This window comes from Leptospira sarikeiensis (assembly GCF_004769615.1).
In the GTDB taxonomy this organism is placed as follows: domain Bacteria; phylum Spirochaetota; class Leptospiria; order Leptospirales; family Leptospiraceae; genus Leptospira_B; species Leptospira_B sarikeiensis.
This window is the reverse complement of record NZ_RQGF01000035.1, coordinates 231,776-246,150: the sequence shown is the minus strand read 5'-3', so window position 1 is coordinate 246,150 and position 14,375 is coordinate 231,776. Positions and strand designations below refer to the sequence as shown.

General features: G+C 42.6%; 13 protein-coding genes. 11 read left to right on the top strand and 2 right to left on the bottom strand.

What is annotated here, in order from left to right; translation table 11 throughout:
* Positions 1 to 19: 19 nt before the first annotated feature.
* Together EHQ64_RS17930 and metF are read left to right on the top strand one after the other, a co-directional pair.
* Positions 20 to 2,527 (top strand): discoidin domain-containing protein, encoded by a 2,508-nt coding sequence (locus EHQ64_RS17930; protein WP_135651166.1) that lies wholly within the window; start codon positions 20 to 22, stop codon positions 2,525 to 2,527.
* Positions 2,528 to 2,566: 39 nt separating this feature from the next.
* Positions 2,567 to 3,439, top strand: coding sequence for a methylenetetrahydrofolate reductase [NAD(P)H] (metF, locus tag EHQ64_RS17925; protein ID WP_135651165.1), 873 nt, complete (start codon positions 2,567 to 2,569; stop codon positions 3,437 to 3,439).
* Here metF and EHQ64_RS17920 read toward each other — a convergent pair.
* Positions 3,436 to 4,263, bottom strand: a complete 828-nt coding sequence (locus tag EHQ64_RS17920; RefSeq protein WP_135651164.1) for a 1,4-dihydroxy-6-naphtoate synthase — start codon at positions 4,261 to 4,263, stop codon at positions 3,436 to 3,438. The two genes, metF and EHQ64_RS17920, sit on opposite strands and share 4 nt — an antisense overlap.
* Before the next feature lie 170 nt (positions 4,264 to 4,433).
* Between EHQ64_RS17920 and EHQ64_RS17915 the strand changes: the two genes are divergently transcribed.
* Positions 4,434 to 5,261 (top strand): Cof-type HAD-IIB family hydrolase, encoded by an 828-nt coding sequence (locus EHQ64_RS17915; RefSeq protein WP_246048837.1) that lies wholly within the window; start codon positions 4,434 to 4,436, stop codon positions 5,259 to 5,261.
* On the opposite strand, the gene EHQ64_RS20545 is transcribed toward EHQ64_RS17915, so the two are convergent.
* Positions 5,238 to 5,603 (bottom strand): hypothetical protein, encoded by a 366-nt coding sequence (locus EHQ64_RS20545; protein ID WP_246048830.1) that lies wholly within the window; start codon positions 5,601 to 5,603, stop codon positions 5,238 to 5,240. The genes EHQ64_RS17915 and EHQ64_RS20545 overlap by 24 nt on opposite strands.
* Here EHQ64_RS20545 and EHQ64_RS17905 point away from each other — a divergent pair.
* The 8 genes from EHQ64_RS17905 to hemN are packed head-to-tail and all read left to right on the top strand — an operon-like array spanning position 5,567 to position 14,240.
* Positions 5,567 to 6,454 (top strand): glutamyl-tRNA reductase, encoded by an 888-nt coding sequence (locus EHQ64_RS17905; RefSeq protein ID WP_135651162.1) that lies wholly within the window; start codon positions 5,567 to 5,569, stop codon positions 6,452 to 6,454. The genes EHQ64_RS20545 and EHQ64_RS17905 overlap by 37 nt on opposite strands.
* Entirely contained in the window at positions 6,439 to 8,001 is a 1,563-nt protein-coding gene (gene hemC, locus EHQ64_RS17900) for a hydroxymethylbilane synthase (protein WP_135651161.1), read from the top strand. Before EHQ64_RS17905 ends, hemC begins: the two co-directional genes overlap by 16 nt.
* Positions 7,998 to 8,963 (top strand): porphobilinogen synthase, encoded by a 966-nt coding sequence (hemB, locus tag EHQ64_RS17895; protein WP_135651160.1) that lies wholly within the window; start codon positions 7,998 to 8,000, stop codon positions 8,961 to 8,963. Before hemC ends, hemB begins: the two co-directional genes overlap by 4 nt.
* Positions 8,963 to 10,258: a glutamate-1-semialdehyde 2,1-aminomutase gene (gene hemL, locus EHQ64_RS17890; RefSeq protein ID WP_135651159.1), complete on the top strand. Its 1,296-nt coding sequence runs from the start codon at positions 8,963 to 8,965 to the stop codon at positions 10,256 to 10,258. The genes hemB and hemL overlap by 1 nt, the downstream gene beginning before the upstream one ends.
* Positions 10,255 to 11,190, top strand: coding sequence for a sensor histidine kinase (locus EHQ64_RS17885; RefSeq protein ID WP_135651158.1), 936 nt, complete (start codon positions 10,255 to 10,257; stop codon positions 11,188 to 11,190). The genes hemL and EHQ64_RS17885 overlap by 4 nt, the downstream gene beginning before the upstream one ends.
* The gene (locus EHQ64_RS17880) at positions 11,187 to 11,879 is read left to right on the top strand and encodes a response regulator transcription factor (RefSeq protein ID WP_135651157.1); all 693 of its coding nucleotides are present in this window, start codon (positions 11,187 to 11,189) and stop codon (positions 11,877 to 11,879) included. Before EHQ64_RS17885 ends, EHQ64_RS17880 begins: the two co-directional genes overlap by 4 nt.
* Positions 11,872 to 12,894 (top strand): uroporphyrinogen decarboxylase family protein, encoded by a 1,023-nt coding sequence (locus EHQ64_RS17875; protein ID WP_135651156.1) that lies wholly within the window; start codon positions 11,872 to 11,874, stop codon positions 12,892 to 12,894. The genes EHQ64_RS17880 and EHQ64_RS17875 overlap by 8 nt, the downstream gene beginning before the upstream one ends.
* On the top strand, positions 12,891 to 14,240 hold the full coding sequence (gene hemN / locus EHQ64_RS17870) for an oxygen-independent coproporphyrinogen III oxidase (protein WP_135651155.1): 1,350 nt from the start codon (positions 12,891 to 12,893) through the stop codon (positions 14,238 to 14,240). The genes EHQ64_RS17875 and hemN overlap by 4 nt, the downstream gene beginning before the upstream one ends.
* Positions 14,241 to 14,375 lie beyond the last annotated feature (135 nt).

The following is a 14,375-nucleotide window of genomic DNA, read 5'->3' as shown; positions in this document are numbered from 1 at the left end:
GGACCAACGCAAAGCTCTTATGAATGAAGAATCCATCCGGATCAGCCATCCTCGACAAGTTAAAGTAAACGAAATTAAAACCAAAGGTACGTTCGAATTTAAGGAAGGAGGACTTCGCTCTTATTCGGAACAATTGGATCATGCCGGAGTTGGGGTTCTCACTTTGGCCTTGAATCCTGGATCCAGTTTTAATCAGATCAAGTTACATCAATCGGATGCATCAAGTGCATTCTTCCCGGACTCGTTTAAATTCGAGATCTCTTTAGATGGAAAAGTTTGGGAACCGATCTTGCAAGAGACCGGATTTAGGCGCTTAAATAAAAAAGTAGGACAATGGAACTTCTCCTTGGTCCGAGCTAATTTTCTAAAATTGGTCAGTAAGGTTGCGGAGAAAGACGGATCTAAATTCAAAGTTTCTATCGGAGCTCTCGAAGTCGGGATCTCTGGCGTTACGAAATTAGAAGTAAGTTCCGAGAAAGATAGATTTTGGGTAAAAGAAAATCTAATCGATGAAAGACCGGATTATGGTTGGTCTTCAGTGGAATCTTCTCAACCTAAGGAAGAATTTTTTCTTATGGATCTGGGTTCTATTAGCCGGGTCAATGAGCTTAGAGTTCTTACGCCGAAAGATGGTCATTTGCATTTTCCGGAAACTTTTACCGTTTATTATAGTGAAGACGATCTGACCTGGAATCAGTTATTAGAGGAGAACCAATTCCTCTCCGAGTTGGGCACTTGGTACCAATGGAGATTTCTCCCTACAAATATTAGATTTTTGAAATTTGTATCTCGCCCTCTTAAAATACAGAATAAGGAGAAATATTCCACAAGCATCGTCGAAGTGGAATTATATGCCGCTCCTTATTTGAGCGAGCTTACTCATAAGCCTACTGCAGAGCCCCTTCCCTATGCTACTGTGCTTAGATCGGGACTTGTTCGTCTGGCGGTAGATGGTGAAACTTCCGAGGGTGCTGCTGTTCAGGCAAATGATCGAAGACTAAGAGACGGATCTACTGAATACAAAGGGATCGTCGAACTTGCTTCCGATGGAGAAGATAAGGAAGGAGTCGTCGTTCAGGGTAATGATAGACGATTAAAACATTCTACTGAAGCCGCGTACGGCTTGGTTCGTCTCGCTGCCAATGGCGAAAATCGGGCAGATCGAGTTGTGCAAGGTAATGATGATCGTCTGAAACCTTCGACTGTTCAAAGTTTCGGTATTGTTGAACTTGCTGAAAACGGTGAGACAAAAGAAGGCACAGTCGTTCAAGGTAATGATGATCGCCTTAAACATGCAAATACTCAAAAGTTCGGCTTAGTACAATTGGCTGCTCCAGGAGATCCAACTCCAGGAAAGGTAGTCACTTCTGATGATCCTAGATTGAGACACGCGAGCACGGAAGCGCCTGGTATTTTAAGATTCGCTTCTAATGGAGAAGAATCAGGTGATGCGGCAGTTCAAGGAAATGATAAGAGATTAAAAATTTCCACTCCTCAATCTTACGGGATTGTGAAACTTGCTCGTTCGGGCGAAGCGAAGGAAGGTGCAGTCGTTCAAGGTAATGATGAAAGATTGCGTAACGCTAGCACCGAATATCCTGGAATAGTAACCGTTTCTCCTAAGGGCAAATCCATTCCGGGACATGTAGTTTCTTCGGATGATCCTAGATTGTCGGATGCAAGACATCCTCTTCCACATACTCATGATTACGCGCCTAAGGAGCATGACTTCAGTTCTCATACAGGTTACTTAAGGTTGAAGGGATCCGTAGAGGCTCCTTATGCAAATATCTCCCCTCCTCCTGAGAATTCGGGCCTCGCTTATGCAAGGAACGAGAGTGAAAAAGGCTCCGGAATTGTAGGCTCTGGAAGATTTTCGGGAGTGCTCGGTTTTGGAGAAAAATTCGGAGTGAGAGGAGATAGCGCCTCCGGAGAAAAAGAATCTGCTGGTATTTTAGGCTTAGCAAAACGAGGATTTGGTGGATGGTTCCATTCTAGATCCGGACATGCAGTATATGCAAGTGGTAAGGGGATCCCAAGTTTAAATGAAACAGGATCCGGAAAAGCGATCTTGGCAGAAGGTGATTCCGATTTTCTTGGAACTGTGTATCTGCAAACCGGAAAGGGAACGGATTGTATCGCAAAATTTTTCCCAGTCCAATCTTCCGATGTGATCGCAGAAGGAGATCTTCTTGCCATGGGTGAAGATGGAAAACTTCATAAATCTAAACAGCCAAATGCTACGAATATCGTAGGGATTGCAGTTAAATCCGCTGCTCTTGTCTTGGGGGAAAAACCTCAGGCGGAAGGGCAATGGTTGGTTGCGATCGCAGGGGTAGTTCTTGCGAATGTAGAGGCTCAATCTTATCCAGTCCAGCCGGGAGATCTTTTATGCTCCGGATTGACCGGAGGGGTTGCAGTCAGAGTCGCTCCTGAAAATTTAAAACCGGGCGCGCTTGTTGCTAAGTCCTTAGGCTTACAGAGAAATGGCCGAGGGCTTATTCCGGTCCTATTAAGCTGCGGCTGATAAAAATCCTCACGTATTGTATTGTGGGGAAAGGTTAGAATGAAAAAGATATTAGAAATTTATAAAGAGGCAAAGGGCCCCGTATACTCTTTCGAGTTTTTCCCTCCGAAAACTCCGGAAGGAGAAACGAAATTATTCGAAGCTGTGGGAGAATTGTCTAAGGTGGAGCCGGGATATATCACCGTTACTTACGGTGCGGGAGGTTCTACCAGAGAGAAAACGATCCGGATCACTTCCGAGTTGGCTAAAAAATTCTCTCTTCCTGCCGCGGCACATTTTACCTGTGTGGGCGGAAATCGTGACGAGATACGAGTTATTCTAAAACAGATCCGAGAATCCGGGATCGAAAACTTGATGGCCTTAAGAGGAGATCCTCCTAAAGGAGAAGGAACTTTTAAAAAGGTAGAAGGCGGATTTGGATACGCGAACGAACTCATTTCTTTCATCAAGGATGAAGGTTTTGATTTTTGTATGGGCGCTGCCTGTTATCCCGAAAAACATCCGGAAGCTCCAAGTCTAGATTTCGATCTGGATAATCTGAAAAGAAAAGTAGATGCGGGAGCGTCCTACTTAGTCTCTCAGTTGTTTTTTAAAAATTCTATCTTTGCTTCCTTTTTGGATCTAATCCGTAAGAAAGGAATTTCTATACCTGTAATTCCTGGGATCATGCCGATCACTTCTTTCTCCCAGATTGAAAGATTTAAATCGATGGCGGCCTGTGAATTTCCGGACAAGTTAGTTGCAGATCTAGAAGAAGTGAAAGATAAACCGGAAGAATTTTATAAAAGAAGTGTCCAGTTCTCAGTAAATCAATGCAGGGAGCTTGTACAAATGGGCGCTCCAGGGATCCATCTGTACACCTTGAACCAATCTCCTGCGAGTTTGGATATCGTTCGAGAGTTGAAATCTTAAACGAATAGTTCCTTTTCTTTCTCCGGAGGGAGTAATCCGGTCTCGAGGGCCTTCTGCTGTAAAAGTCGGATGGCCCTTTCTCCTTCTTTCCCAAGGCTTTTTGAGAATTCGTTTACATATAGATCTATATGTGCGTCGGCTACTTCTCTCGTGGTTGTTTGGGAATGTTTGAGAATATAATCATACATAGTCTCTCTGTTTTGATATCCTAAAGAAAGGCTTTCTTTAATTGCCGAGTCTAGGTCGCTTTTGGTCTGTGAAGATAAGTCTCTGCGGATCGCAATGCAACCGAGTGGAATATGAGCTCCGGTACTTCCTTCCCACCATTCTCCTAGATCTTCTACTTTTGCAAGTCCCCTTGCTTCATAAGTGAATCTTTCTTCGTGGATTACGATCCCGAAATCGGCTTCTCCGTTTTTTACTTTGTCTAGGATAAGATCGTAACGAGTGGGAACCGGGGTGAAGTCCCCTTTTAGATAAAGATGAGTGAGAAGATTTGCAGTGGTCCAAAGTCCTGGGACTAGGATTTTTTTCCCGTTCGGATTTCCAACCGAGGCACCCGCTTTTTTTATTATGATCGGGCCGCAGTTCCTTCCAAGTGCAGAGCCGCTGTCCAAAAGAGAATATTTATCGGCTACATGGAATAATGCCGCGAAGGAAAGTTTTGTGGCTTGGAATTTCCCCTGGTTCGCAAATTGATTCAGTTGTTCCACATCGTATAGTTCTTCTTTGATAGAAAAAGGGGCCTTAGTTTTTCCGGAAATCAGATGATAGAAGATGAAGGTATCGTTTGGGCAGGGAGAATATGCCAGACTCAGTTCCATTCTTCCAGGCAATCAGTTTCCGTAATTTTGAAAACGAAAAAAGGAGGCAGGAACTCCTGCACCTTATCTTATTGGAGGAAGGTTGGGCCCTCACTTTGAAAATTTCTGAGAATTCTTATCTTACAAAATTTCCTAAATTAAACGGGTCCTTCCCCTTTCATACGATTGCGATGGATTTGGACGGGACGTTACTGGACTCCAAAGCTTCTATTTCCAGCTTGAATCATTATGTTTTGCAATCTGCGCTCGACCAAGGTTTGGGAATTGTGATCGCTACGGGTAGAAGGTTTTCTTCTGCACTTCCGTATGCACAGGAGTTTCGGGGAAACGTGACCGTGGTGGCGAATAATGGGCAGGTGCTCAGAAATTCTCCGGACGGGCAAAGGATCTCGGAAACTTATATTTCCGAAAAAGCTGCGTATTTCGTTTTGTCTCTCGGCAAAAGAATGGGTTATTCTCCCCTACTCCATGTGGATCGTTTTGAAGAAGGGATCGATATCCTAACCGAGTCTCCGATCACGGATGATAAATATCATCATTATTCGGGTGGGGATCTTGCGAGGACCAAGGTAGTGAAAGATTTGTCGGAACATTCCGGAGATCGGGCCCTGGTGATATGTTATCTTTCTTTAATGAAGGAAGAATTACTCGAACTCGAAAAAGAGCTTCTATCCTTACCCGAGTCTTCCGAATACAGGACGGTGATCACAAAAATTCCGGGAGTCTCTTACTGTTTAGAAGTATTGGAGAAGGGAGTCTCTAAGTGGACTGCAATCCAATCCTATTTAAAGATCGCAGGCCTGGACGAGTCTGGAGTCATTTCTTTCGGAGATGAATTGAATGACAGAGAGATGCTATTTTCATCAGGATTTGGGTTTGCGATGAAAAATGCGATACCTAGCTTAAAAGAAGAAGTTTCGTATATTACGAAATATTCGAATAATGAGGATGGGATTGCGATGACCCTTTTGGAATTATCCGTGCTTTCTTTTAGATAAAACTTTCGGACTTTCTTTCACGATAACTACACAGCTAGAGCAAGCGTCTTCATAACAGCCGAATCTTGTCTCTTTGATTTGAGTTTTTCCGAATATAGTTTTGAAAGAAGAAAGAAGCGGAAATGCCAGATAAATCGCCGCGGAACCCACGACCAAATAAACGATTTTATCTTGGAATCCTATGTCCCAAACCATAAGGTCATTTTGAAATTCGTTCTCAATGCAGGCAAGAGGAATATTTTTCGGATCTCTCTGACAGTATTTTGACAAATAAGGCCCTAAATTAGGTATGATCGAAGATAGAGATGTGGTCCACACTACAAGTTCTTCATTCTGAATCATCTGATCGTGATTCATTTTCTATACCGGATGCTTTTTCCTGGAAGACTTGTATGCGTACTGTTCTTGTTTCCGATTCAAGGATCCATCTTCAACCGGAAGAACTTCCCGGAAATTGGGAAATTAAATCCGGTTATGAAGCTTACAGGCTTCTTCTTGAAATTATCTCCGGATTAAGATCCAAATTATTCGGGGAGACAGAAGTTCTTTCCCAATTCAGACAAAGATTTCAGGAATTACCTGATATGGCTTTTGGAGAATATCTCGCAAGGCTAAGAGATAATTTGATAGAAGATTGTAGAGAGTTACGTTCCGGCTATTTGCAAAATTTGGGAGAACAATCTTACGGTGGTTTGGCGGAAAAATATCTATCAAACGCTGCAGTTTCTCCTGAGGAAGTCGCTTTATTCGGAACTGGCCAACTCGCAGAAAAACTTCTACCTTGGCTTTCTCGCTCCGGAAGAAAAACAAAGATTATAGGCCGTAATCTTCATCGTTTGGAATTTTTATCTTCTGTTTCCGGTGCTTCTTCACATTTAATGGAAGATTGGTCTCCTAAGGGAGAGGCCTGCGTGATCGCAGCTCCGATCGATTTTTCCTCCTGGATGGACAAACTTTCTCCCGGAAGCCTGGTCCTGGATTTTAGGGAAGAACCTTTGGAAGAGTCCTGGCCTTCAGATATTATTTATATTTCCTTTGCAGAAATGCTTTCTTCCTTGAAAGAAACGGAAGAGAGAACTAAAAAAGTAAGGGAAGAATTAAAATCCGTATTGGATGAGCTTTTGGAAGAAAGAGAATTAGAGGCTCATCAAAATGTATTCGGTTGGGATGACCTACCTTGTCCGACGTTTTAAGAATCGGTTCCCGAAAAAGTTCCCTCGCTAAATTACAGACCTGCCTCGTACAAGACTCCTTGCGCAAGTTTTATCCCGAGTTGGACCTCCAACTTTTTTTTAAAGAAGCAAGTGGGGACCAAGATCTCACCACTCCTCTTTGGAAAATGGGAAGTAAGGGGGTATTCACCCAGGATCTAACCAAAGAACTCGTAGAAGGTAATGTGGATCTAGTCGTTCACTCGTATAAGGACTTGGATTTGGAAGGCCACGATGGGACTGAAATTTTGATGGTTCTTCCTCGTGCAGATCAAAGGGATGTTTTACTTTTTAAACGTTCTTCTTTCGATCATCCTCCTAAAGAAATTAAGATCCATTCTTCTAGCCCTAGAAGAGAATATAATCTTTCCGCATTTCTTCCTAATGCCCTCCCCTTTCGTCTGCAAAATTTGCAGATAAGCTTTCATCCTGTAAGAGGAAATGTGCAGACTAGGATCCGTAAATGGAAATCGGATCCTGAAATTTCAGGATTTGTGGTTGCAAAGGCCGCCCTGGATCGTTTACTTTCTGAAAATTTTTCTTTTTCATCCGACCTAGAATATGTAGAGCTTAGGAAAGAGATCCGATCTGCGATCTCTGGCGAATTGTTCATGGTTCTTCCTCTATCAAAAAACCCGAATGCACCTGCTCAAGGTGCTCTCGCAGCGGAGATCAGAAAGGGTGATGAAAGAACGAAAAAACTTTTATCTCCATTATTCAATTTAAAGGAAGAAGAAGCGGTATCTGAAGAAAGAAAAATTCTCTCTTATTTTGGTGGGGGTTGCCATCAAAAGATAGGTGTTTCCGTAATTCTCGGGGGCCCTGCAGATTTTTTATTCGTACGAGGAAAAACGGATTCAGGTGTAGAATTAGATGCATTTGATCGTTGGAAGGGAGAGGCTTTACCTAAACCTTCTTCTTTGGATTCTGTTTTTCCAAAACCAAGACAAGGGTTTAGAATGAAACGTTCTCCCTTGCCTACTTCCGTTCCAAAAGAAAAATTTTGGTTTGTTTCTCGGGCGGATTCTTTGCCTGGAGACTGGGAATTGCCAGGGCCGGAGACGATCTATATTGTCGCAGGTGCAAAAACCTGGGAGAAGCTTGCTGCAAAAGACGTATGGGTCAACGGTTCGACAGACGGGCTCGGAGAAGAAGACGCAAAAACGATCGTAAGTTTCTTCGAACAAAATCCTGAATTTATCAAATTAACTCATGAAGAAAGCGATATCATCGAAGGTGTTTGGAAAAGATTCGTAACCTATAAGGTGGATTTCGATTCAGAACAGCCGGACCTTTCGGAATATTCTCATTTTTTTTGGATGAGTGCTTCTCAGTTTGATCGAGCCTATAAAAAAAATCCGGAAATAGCAGAGAAGATCCATTCTTGCGGAACCGGAGCTACGTATAAATATATTAGAAAAACATTAGGTTCAGATGCGAAAATTTTTGCATTTCCGAACTTTGAGTCCTGGGAAAGGGCCTGCAAGGGAGAAGTTCCGGACTTTCTTACTAAAAGAGGTGCAATATGAGTTCTGAGAGTTTATTGGGCTTGAGGAGAAATCGCCTCAATTCTCCACTCCGGAATCTGGTTTCGTCTGAGAGTCTGGGCCCTAAGAAGTTGGTGCAGCCGATTTTTGTGGCTGAAAGTTTGAAATCTCCCGAAAAAATGTCTTCTTTGCCCGGAGTGTCTCGGGATAGTTCCGAATCTATTCTCTCCCAAATTGAATCGGATGTAAAGAATGGCGTGGAACATTTTCTTCTGTTCCTGGTTCCTGAAAAAAAATCGAATGAAACGATCCCGAAAGAATTTTATAAAAAAGTAATTCATGGGATTAAATCCAGATTTCCGGAAATTTTTCTTTGGGTAGATACTTGTTTATGTTCTCTCACAACTCATGGGCATTGTGGTCTTTTGGATCCGAAAGGCCGAATCGATAATATTAGCTCTGTTAAAAAGCTTTCAGAGCTTGCTCTTTGTTATGCGGATGCGGGAGCGGACGGTATTTCTCCTTCCGACATGATGGACGGAAGGGTTCGTAGTCATCGAAATATTCTGGACTCTAACGGTTTTCAACATGTTCCGATCATGAGTTATTCCACAAAATTTAAGAGTAATTTTTACGGGCCATTCAGAGAGGCCGCAGAGTCTAGTCCAGGTCATGGGGATCGTTCTTCCTATCAAATAGATGTTAGAAATAGAGAAGATTCTCTTCTTTCTTCTTTGAGAGATATGGAAGAGGGTGCAGATCTTTTGATGGTGAAGCCTGGACTTACTTCTATTGATTTGATCCGTCCGATCAAGGAACAAACGGGTCTGCCTGTGGGCGCATATCAAGTAAGTGGTGAATATGCTTCGATTGCTATGCTTGCAGAAAATGGATTTTGTAATTTTGAAGATGCTCTTAGAGAGACTTGGTTCGTATTTTCTAGAGCGGGTGCATCGTATTTGATTACGTATGCTGCAAGAAGAGGAAAGGAGATTTTAAGCTGATGTTTCCAAGTTCCAAGGAACTTTTTGAAAGAGCCAAAAAAGTGGCGCCGGGAGGAGTGCATTCTCCTGTTAGATCTTTTCGTTCCGTAGGAGGAGATCCGATTTTCTTTCAATCAGGCAAAGGGCCTAGATTAACCGATGTCTCCGGAAAAGAATATATAGATTATTGTTTGAGCTTCGGGCCTTTGATCCTTGGGCATAGAGATGAAGAAGTGCAGAAGATCGTTTCTGAAACTGCGGAGCTTGCTTGGAGTTTCGGAGCTGCAGAGCCTTATTCATTGGAACTTGCAGAATGGATCGTGTCCAAGATCCCTTGGGTCGAAAAGATCAGATTCGTAAACAGCGGGACCGAGGCTGTAATGAGCGCGTTACGTGTTGCTCGTGCGGCTACCGGCAGAGATAAGATCTTGAAGTTTGACGGATGTTATCATGGGCATTTAGATGCGCTTTTGGTAAAGGCGGGCTCGGGTCTTGCTGGAGTTTCTTCTTCCGATAGCGCAGGAATCGGTTCAGAACTGATCAAAAATACATTAGTTTTGCCTCTTGATGATGAAGGCGCAGTAGAGGAATTATTCAATCAAGAAGGCAAAACTATCGCAGCCCTCGTGATAGAACCTTTGCCTGCAAATTATGGATTATTAATACAGAGAAAAGAATTTTTAACCAAGATCGTCCAGATCGCGAAAAAGCACGGGAGCCTTGTCCTTTTTGATGAGGTGATCAGCGGTTTTAGGATCGGTTTAAAGGGAATGAGCGGTGAACTCGGAATCTCTCCTGATCTCGTGACTTACGGAAAGATCATTGGAGGCGGATTTCCTGTAGGAGCATATGCAGGAAAAGCGGAACTTTTAGATTTAGTCGCTCCTCAGGGACCTGTATATCAGGCCGGAACATTGAGCGCGAGTCCTTTCGGAATGAGGGCCGGGCTTTCTACATTAAAAAAATGTGAAAAAGAGAATGTTTACGATATTCTTGAAAAAAGGACCAAAAACTTTGTGTCCGGAATGGTTTCTATCTTAAAGGAAAGGGATCCGGAGGGTAATTGGGATTCCAGTTTACATTCTTCTCTTTTTTGGTTCCATAAACGTTCACAGTCCCCTATTCGGACTGTAGAAAAAATCCCTGCAGGTCACAAAGAAGGTTTCGCTAAAGTTTTTCATGCGCTATTATCCGAAGGGATCTATCTGGCGCCTTCCGGCTATGAGGTAGGTTTCTTAAGTTATGCTCATGATGATAAGATTATTTCGGAAACCTTAGAGAAGGCAGACTCCGCATTAAAAAAATTGAAAGTATGAAAATCTCAGACACCAAATCCAAAAAGATCGTCTTACCCGTTATTTGGGTACTGACCACTGTTTCTCTCGGGGTTTGGTGGTTATTTTTGGGTCTTCGCCAAAATAGAATGGCGACTGAGCTTGCGTTCCGACTTGGTCCTGGGATCGAAAAGGAAGTTTTGGAAAAGTTGGAACGTCAAAGCGCAATGATCAAAATGGAAGGGGCATTCTTCTTATTTTTGTTAGTAAGCGGGGGCGGAACGTTGGTCTGGCTTACATTCAGAGAAGAAAAAAGAAATAAGCTCATCCATGATTTTTTTTCCACAGTTACTCATGAGATGAAAACTCCTTTGGCGAGTTTACGTTTGCAAGCGGAAAGCCTCTTAGAAGAAGGAGTGGATCCCGTAAAGGATAAACTTCTCCATAGATTGCTTAAGGATTCGGATCGAATCGAATCCCAAATGGACAAGGCATTATATCTCGCAAGTTTAATGAGATCGGAAGGATTATATTTAGAAGAGTTGGACCTCCAACGTTGGGAAGAAAGTCTAAAAGAAGAATGGTCCGAATTGGAAATCCAGACCGAGTGGAAAGAGACCAAAGTGTTGGCGGATAGAAGGGCTTTGGAAAGTATTTTTAGGAATTTATTGGAAAACTCAATGCAACATGGAGGCGCGACTAAAGTTAGAATTCTTTCAGAATCGCTTCCGGGTAATAAGATCAGATTCTTATTTGCAGATAATGGCAAAGGGTTTCTCGGAAATTTTAAATTATTAGGAAGATTATTCTTAAGACATACGAGTACGAGCGGTACCGGTGTGGGATTGTATATCGCGGAAAAATTAGCAGGAAGAATGGGCGGAAACTTCTCCGTTCAAAACTCGGAGTCCGGCGGATTCCAGGCAGAATTGATCCTTCCTTCTTATTCTTCTAAAAGCAGAACTATATTATGAAAGCGAAATTATTATTAGTAGAAGATGATCGTTCTCTTGGAGAAACTCTAAAGGAACGCCTGGAAAAAGAAGGTTACGAGATGGTTTGGACTGTCTCCGCTCAATCTGCGAAAGTTTTGGCTGCAGATTCTAAGCCGGACCTTATTCTTTTGGATGTACGTCTACCTGATGGGGACGGATTCGAACTCGCGGAAGAATTAAAGTCCAGAAAAGACTGCCCTCCTTTCTTATTTTTAACAGCACATTCGGGAGCTCCTGAAAGATTGAAAGGATTCGAATTGGGTGCAGAAGAGTTCATCCCGAAGCCGTTTCATCTGAAGGAACTCCTACTTAGGGTAAAACATGTGCTGGAATCTCATAAACATTCCATCAAACAGGCGAAATATTCATACGAAGGATACCTATTGGATTTTTACGGATATTGTATCCATACTCCAACTAGAGAAGAGATCCACCTTTCTAAAAGAGATTGTGCTCTTTTGAATTTTTTGGTCGAGGAAAGAGGACGGACAGTCAGTCGGGACGAAATACTCGATCGCCTTTGGGGAGAGGAAAAATTCCCAACAAATAGAACTATAGATAATTCCATTGTAAGATTACGCCAAGCCTTTGGGGATAAGGGCGAAGACGCGATCCGTTCTGTGAGAGGGGTCGGTTATCAATGGATCGGAGACTTAAAAGATGTCTAATATACGATTTCAAGCTGCAGTTCGTTTAGAGCCGCAGATTACACCACCGATTTGGATGATGCGCCAGGCCGGAAGATACCATTGGCATTATCAGAATTTAAGAAAAAAATATTCTTTTGAGGAGCTTTGTAAGGTTCCTGAGCTTGCTGCGGAAGTTGCCTTTGGTCCTGTGGATGATTTCGATTTTGATACCGCAATTTTATTTTCTGATATATTATTTCCATTAGAAGCTTTCGGAATGGGGCTCCGCTTCGGAGATGAAGGGCCGAAGCTCGGATGGCATCTTTCTTCTGTGGAAGATCTTCAGAAATTTTATCCGTTAGAACAAGCTGTTGAGTTTATGGGATTTCAAAAGGAAGCAGTTGTCCGCACTCGCAAAAGGATCCCTAAGGATAAATCCTTGATCGGGTTTGTGGGTGGGCCTTGGACCCTGTTTTGTTATGCAACCCAAGGAAAACATGATGGAAATTTAATACTTCCTAAAGTGTCCACCGATCTAAGAGAAGGTTTTTACGAGAAAATTTTGGCCTTATTAAAAGAAAACATAAGGTTACAGTTGGAAGGTGGAGCCGAGATCGTGATGATCTTTGACACTGCTGCTGGGGACGCGTCTCCAGTATTCTTTGAAGAAGGTATACTTCCATCAATCAAATTGCTTGTTGAGGCGTTTCCTGGAAAGATCGGGTATTATGCCAAAAATTTGGCTCCTGGATCCCTTCGTTCTCTTAGAGAAATTCCGGGGCTGATCGGATTCGGAATGGATCATAGAACGGATATCGTACATTTTTTAGGGAACGGCTCTCATTTTGTACAAGGGAATTTTGACCAGGCCTTATTGTTTCTGGAACCTGGAGAATTTAAGAAATACTTAAATCGTTGGATCCGGCCTTTTTTGGATCTTATCCCTGAAAAAAGAGCAGGATGGGTTTGCGGTTTAGGGCATGGAGTATTGCCGAAAACTCCGGAAGCGAATATTAGAACTTTCGTAAGTACGATTCGAGAGGCGTTCGTATGAATCCAAAATCAGATCTGATCCGTAAATACGATGTTCCGGCGCCTAGATATACGAGCTACCCTACTGTGCCTTACTGGGAAGATAATCCTACAAGAGAAGAGTGGATCTCGGCTATAAGAAGAAGGCTTGTTCCGGACGATTCTGCAGTCGCATTGTATCTTCATATTCCGTTTTGCGAAACGCTCTGTTCCTTTTGCGGATGTAATACTTCTATCACCAAAAATCATTCTGTAGAAGACCCCTATATTGAAACAGTACTGAAAGAATTCAGAAAATATACGGAAGAGCTACCTGAACTCACAAAAAGAGAGCTAAGAGAATTACATTTGGGCGGAGGATCTCCTACTTATCTCTCCGAATCCAATCTCGAAAGTTTATTAAGACCTATTTTAGATTCTTGGAATATATCCGACTCCCCTGAATTTTCTTTGGAAGTGGACCCTAGAAGAACTCGTCTTTCTCAGTTGGAGGTCTTATCCAAATACGGATTCAAAAGGATCAGTTTGGGAGTCCAGGATTTTGATCCGGAAGTTCAAAGATTAGTGAATCGTATACAACCGTACGAACAAACGGCGACTATTACGGAAGGTGCGCGCAAGCTAGGATATAATTCGGTAAATTTCGATCTGATCTACGGACTTCCGAAACAATCCAAAGATAGTATTCGAGAGACGATCCGAAAAACGTTGGAGTTACGACCCGATCGGATCGCATTTTATAGTTATGCTCATGTGCCTTGGATCAAAGCCGCACAGAGATTATTTACCGAAGAGGATCTTCCCAAGGGAGAAGAAAAAAGAGAACTGTATGAGATCGGCAGGGAACTTTTCTTAAACGCGGGATACAAGGAGATCGGGATGGATCATTTCGCTCTCGAGACTGATTCTTTATACTCTGCGTATAAGAATGGAAACCTACATCGCAATTTTATGGGCTATACTACCAAGTCCACCGATCTACTTTTGGGCCTGGGAGTGTCTGCAATTTCCGATAGTTGGGATTGTTTCTATCAGAACGAAAAGATCCTGAAAAAATACCAAAGGCGGATTTTGGAACACGGTCAAGCTATACTTAGGGGACATAAATTAAACTCTGAAGACTTGGTCCAAAGAGAATTGATCTTAAAACTTTCCACATTAGGAAAAGTGGAAGTGCCGGAATCGATTTTTGAAGAGGTTCGCCTCTATTTGGCCAGTATGGAAGACGATAATTTAATCGAGTGGAGCGGAAAAACCCTGATCTTAACGGATTCGGGAAAACCCTTCTTAAGGAATGCATGCACCGGTCTGGACATGCGTCTCAGAAGAAAAAGTCCGGAAACTAAGGTATTTTCTCAGTCGATTTGACTCTCTTTCTGAAATATCTAGGTCCTAGAACTGTTTCTTTAGTAGAAGGGCCTATTTGGAAATAAATTTCTTTTCGTCCAATTATCGGAAGGATTCTTTGGGCATTGGCCAATTTTGATATGGTTCAAAAGAGTA

Coding starts and splice junctions, on each gene's coding strand:
- EHQ64_RS17930 (WP_135651166.1), top strand. CDS start 20: ATGAATGAAGAATCCATCCGGATCAGCCATCCTCGACAAGTTAAAGTA.
- metF (WP_135651165.1), top strand. CDS start 2,567: ATGAAAAAGATATTAGAAATTTATAAAGAGGCAAAGGGCCCCGTATAC.
- EHQ64_RS17920 (WP_135651164.1), bottom strand. CDS start 4,263: ATGGAACTGAGTCTGGCATATTCTCCCTGCCCAAACGATACCTTCATC.
- EHQ64_RS17915 (WP_246048837.1), top strand. CDS start 4,434: ATGGATTTGGACGGGACGTTACTGGACTCCAAAGCTTCTATTTCCAGC.
- EHQ64_RS17905 (WP_135651162.1), top strand. CDS start 5,567: ATGTGGTCCACACTACAAGTTCTTCATTCTGAATCATCTGATCGTGAT.
- EHQ64_RS20545 (WP_246048830.1), bottom strand. CDS start 5,603: ATGATTCAGAATGAAGAACTTGTAGTGTGGACCACATCTCTATCTTCG.
- hemB (WP_135651160.1), top strand. CDS start 7,998: ATGAGTTCTGAGAGTTTATTGGGCTTGAGGAGAAATCGCCTCAATTCT.
- hemL (WP_135651159.1), top strand. CDS start 8,963: ATGTTTCCAAGTTCCAAGGAACTTTTTGAAAGAGCCAAAAAAGTGGCG.
- EHQ64_RS17885 (WP_135651158.1), top strand. CDS start 10,255: ATGAAAATCTCAGACACCAAATCCAAAAAGATCGTCTTACCCGTTATT.
- EHQ64_RS17880 (WP_135651157.1), top strand. CDS start 11,187: ATGAAAGCGAAATTATTATTAGTAGAAGATGATCGTTCTCTTGGAGAA.
- EHQ64_RS17875 (WP_135651156.1), top strand. CDS start 11,872: ATGTCTAATATACGATTTCAAGCTGCAGTTCGTTTAGAGCCGCAGATT.
- hemN (WP_135651155.1), top strand. CDS start 12,891: ATGAATCCAAAATCAGATCTGATCCGTAAATACGATGTTCCGGCGCCT.